General features: G+C 71.6%; 5 protein-coding genes. All 5 read right to left on the bottom strand.

Annotated features, from left to right (window positions below):
* The coding region (mreD, locus tag Q1N79_RS12255) for a rod shape-determining protein MreD (protein WP_300608474.1) at nt 1-1,100 on the bottom strand (1,100 nt) is incomplete at its 3' end.
* Nucleotides 1,097-1,945 carry a rod shape-determining protein MreC gene (gene mreC / locus Q1N79_RS12250; protein ID WP_300608473.1) on the bottom strand — a complete coding sequence of 283 codons (849 nt, stop codon included), beginning with the start codon at nt 1,943-1,945 and terminating at the stop codon, nt 1,097-1,099. The genes mreD and mreC, both read right to left, overlap by 4 nt.
* A 56-nt stretch (nt 1,946-2,001) precedes the next feature.
* Nucleotides 2,002-3,033, bottom strand: coding sequence for a rod shape-determining protein (locus Q1N79_RS12245; protein ID WP_300608472.1), 1,032 nt, complete (start codon nt 3,031-3,033; stop codon nt 2,002-2,004).
* Between the two features lie 234 nt (nt 3,034-3,267).
* Nucleotides 3,268-3,678, bottom strand: a complete 411-nt coding sequence (gene ndk / locus Q1N79_RS12240) for a nucleoside-diphosphate kinase (protein ID WP_300608470.1) — start codon at nt 3,676-3,678, stop codon at nt 3,268-3,270.
* 100 nt (nt 3,679-3,778) lie between these two features.
* On the bottom strand, nt 3,779-3,961 hold a 183-nt coding region (locus Q1N79_RS12235), incomplete at its 5' end, for a hypothetical protein (protein WP_300608468.1).

Here is a 3,961-nt window from a genome sequence, read left to right as displayed (position 1 = left end):
AGCCAGCCCCGGCCCAGCGAGCTGCCCTGCCCGGTGAGGGCGGCGACGGGCGTGCCCGTGCGGAGCCAGCCCCGGCCCGGCGACCTGCCCTGCCAGGCCATCGGGGCGATCGGGGTGCCCACGCGCAGCCAGCCCTTGCCTGGCGAGCTGCCCGCCCAGGCGGGGGCGGGGGCGAGCGCGCCCCCGCGCAGCCAGCCCTTGCCAGGCGACCTTCCCGTCCACGTGACAGGAGTTACCTGCGTGCCCGCGCGGAGCCAGCCCTTGCCGGGCGAGGAGCCCGGCCGGGCGGCCGACTGGCGCAGCGCGGACACCCCGCCGAGCTGGTTGCCGCGGCCCGCGGTGAAGTTCACCTTCACCGGCCGGCCACCGCCCAGAGCGGGTTGCGCCGTGGAGAAGGCGGCGCTCGTTCGGAATGATGAGGACGAGCGGCCGGACGCGAGCCGCAGCCGTGGCTCCTGGCGCAGGGGGGGCGGGCTCAGCGGCGCTGTGCTGCCGGCCAGCCGCAGCCTGGGCGCGGCGCCCGCCGACGCCTGCCGGAACGCGGCGGCCAGCGGGATCGCCCGCGTGTGCGTGCGCGGCGCGCGCTCGTACGCGGGGCGGCCGACCGCCGCCGACACCAGCCACAGCGCGAACGGGCAAAGGAGCAGGTCGTAGACGATCGTGGCGGGCAGCAGGTGGCTGATCGCCGGACCGGTCACGTTCGGGTCGCTGAGCATCATGCCAAGGCCGGCCGTGCCCGCCTCGCCCGCCGCCACGCCGAGCGCCATGACGGTCAGCGAGGTGAGTTCGTGCCGCTGCGCGGACCCGCCCTGCGCGGCCTCGCGGATCCGGCCGCAGGCGTAGCCGGCGAGGCAGTAAACGAGCGCGTACTCCCCCGCCAGGTGCCCGCCGGGCGGCGCGACGTCCAGCGCGAGGCCGCCGCCGAAGCCGGCCAGCATGCCGGTCACGGGCCCGGCGGTCACGCCGAGCGCGGTCACGACGAGCAGCACCAGGCTGGGCACGGCGGCGCCGGGCAGCGGCGCCCTGTTGACGACGGTGAGCTGGCCGATCACCGCGGCGAAGACGAGAATCGGGCTGAGCAGCACCCGGCGGGCGATCATGTGCGCGCTTTCGCCTTCGCGGTGTGCCGCGGGACCGGGACCACCACGCCGACCACGCCAAGCCCGGTGAAGTCGGCGAACGGCCGCACGAGCGCGGTCTGCGTCAGCGACCCCGGCTGGCTGGTCACGCTGACGACCGCGCCGACCGGCACGCCCGCCACGTAGGGACTGCCGCCCACCGAGCCGAACGTGACCAGCGTCTCCCCCGTGTGCAGCACCGCGGTCGCGCTGAACAGCGTGAGCCGCAGGTCGTCCGAGGCCGACATCGTCGCGCCGCTGCCGGACAGCGCGCCTATCTGGTCCGTGTCCGCGGTCCGCACGCCCACCGTGCTCGCGGCGTCGGTGAGCAGCTGGACGGTCGCGCTGTCTCCCGTCACCGCGGTGACCGTGCCGACCAGGCCGTCGCCGTTGAGCACGGTCTCGTTCACGGCAACGCCCTCGCGGCTGCCCGCGTCGATCGTCACCGTGTCGGAGTACTCGCCGCCCGCCGCGATCACGCTCGCGGCGACCACCCGGTAGCCGCCGGCGCCGCTCAGCCGGAGCAGCGTGCTCAGCTGCGCCGCGTCGGCCTCGCTGACCTGGTTATTGGCGAGTTCGGCCCGGAGCTGGTCGTTCTGCCGCTGCAGGGCGGCTATCTCGGCGCTGTCGTTGCTGCCCGCGGCGTGGAAGAAGCCGGCGATCGGATTGACCACGTCGCCGGCCACCCGCTCCACGGGCGCGAACACATCGGCGCCGAGCGTGTGCGCCGGCGACTCGCCGCCGTCGCGGAAGTCGAGCGTGATCAGCGCGATCGCGACGACAAGCAGCACGACCAGAACCGGGCGCGTCCATCGTGATTCGTGCACAGCGCAGCTCCCGTCACTGCTAGCCGTCCGGCCTGTCGCCGGCTGACGGTCGTCGTCTAGCGTCTGTGGTCGGGAACCAGGACCTGGCGCAGCGTGTCGAAGTCCTCGACGCACTTGCCCGTGCCGAGCACCACCGACTCAAGCGGGCTGTCCGCGATGTGCACCGGCATGCCAGTCTCCTCGCGGATCCGCTGGTCCAGGCCGCGCAGCAGGGCTCCGCCGCCGGTCAGCGCGATGCCGCGATCCATCACGTCGCCGGCGAGCTCGGGCGGGCACTTGTCCAGCGTCGACTTCACCGCGTCGATGATCAGGTTCAGCGGCTCCTCGATGGCCCTGCGCACCTCCGCCGCGGAGATCACCACGGTCTTGGGCAGGCCGCTGACCAGGTCTCGTCCCCTGATTTCCGCGTGCGGCTCGTCGGCCGCGGGGAACGCCGAGCCGAGCGCCACCTTGATCTCCTCGGCCGTCCGCTCGCCGAGCATCAGCGAGTGCTCCTTCTTGCCGAACGTGATGATCGCCTGGTCGAGTTCGTCCCCGCCGACGCGGATGGACTGGCTGGTGACGATGCCGCCGAGCGAGATCACCGCGACCTCGGTGGTGCCGCCGCCGATGTCCACGACCATGTTCCCTGTCGGCTCGTTGACCGGCAGGCCGGCGCCGATCGCCGCGGCCATCGGCTCCTCGATGATGTACACCCGCCGCGCCCCGGCCTGGTGCCCGGCCTCCTTGACCGCGGACTGCTCGACGCCGGTGATGCCGCTCGGCACGGCGACGACGATCCGGGGCTTGGCCATCCTGGTGCGCCTGTGCACCTTCTGGATGAAGTACCTGAGCATGCGCTCGGTGACGTCGAAGTCCGCGATCACGCCGTCCTTGAGCGGCCGGACCGCCACGATGTTGCCAGGGGTGCGGCCGATCATCCGTTTAGCCTCGACCCCGACGGCCACGATTTGCCCGTTATTGGTATTAAGCGCCACCACCGACGGTTCGTTCAGCACGATCCCCCGACCGCGCACGTACACCAGCGTGTTGGCGGTGCCGAGGTCCACCGCCATGTCACGGCCGAGAAACGTCAGCGCACTGCTCATCGGGAACCGGGCCACCCTTCCGATCTGAGCCGATCCGGGCGCAACAAACGCCTAGACAATTCTTCGTGAATTCTTAACCATGACCGGATCGCGTTCTTGGCTCCGCTTTGCACGCGACCATGCTATTTCATGGCGCTGCGTACCGCATCGCTGCACGCTACGCATTCGCGGCATTTGCCCGCTTTCGCCCGTCCCGCGCCGGCCTACTCTCTTACTTGGCTGACGAGCGAGTGGCTAAACGAGTTCCGGGAAGAAGATCTTAATTTCCCGTTCCGCCGCCTCGGGCGAGTCGGAGCCGTGCACCATGTTCGCCGCGACCTCCAGGGCGTAGTCGCCGCGGATCGTCCCGGGCAGAGCCTTCACCGGATCGGTCGCCCCGGCCAGCGCGCGGAACGCCTCGACGGCCCGCTCGCCCTCGGCCACGAGCGCAACCACAGGGGCTGAGGTGATGAAGTTCACGACCCCGGCGAAGAAGGGCTTTCCTGCGTGTTCGGCATAGTGCGCCTCGGCGGTCTCACGGTCGATTGTCCGCAGGTCCATGGCAATGACCCGGAGCCCCTTGCGCTCAATTCGGGAGATTACCTCACCAATCAGGTTACGCCGGACGGCGTCGGGCTTGACCAGGATAAGGGTGCGCTCGGGCACTACTGCTCCTTGCATTCTTTTTTTCGCAGTCAGGCAGCACGCGGGCAGTGCACGCCACGCGCCGACCGCCGCTCCGGGGAACTAGCTACCGCCAAGAAGCTTACCCACGGACAGGGCGGCCGCGGGCGGGCGCGTGCGCGAGGAGCCCGTGCGCACGGAGCGCGTGCGTGCGGAGCGCGTGCGCGGCGACGGCGTGCCTGACGATGACCACGGCGACGGCCGCGCACGCGCCCGCCAGTTCCCACCAGCCGACCGCGGCCACCAGCGCGTGCGGGACGCCGGC

Origin of the sequence: Trebonia sp., from assembly GCF_030042015.1 — a bacterium.
In the GTDB taxonomy this organism is placed as follows: Bacteria; Actinomycetota; Actinomycetes; order Streptosporangiales; family Streptosporangiaceae; genus Trebonia.
This window is presented reverse-complemented; position numbering and strand designations above follow the sequence as displayed.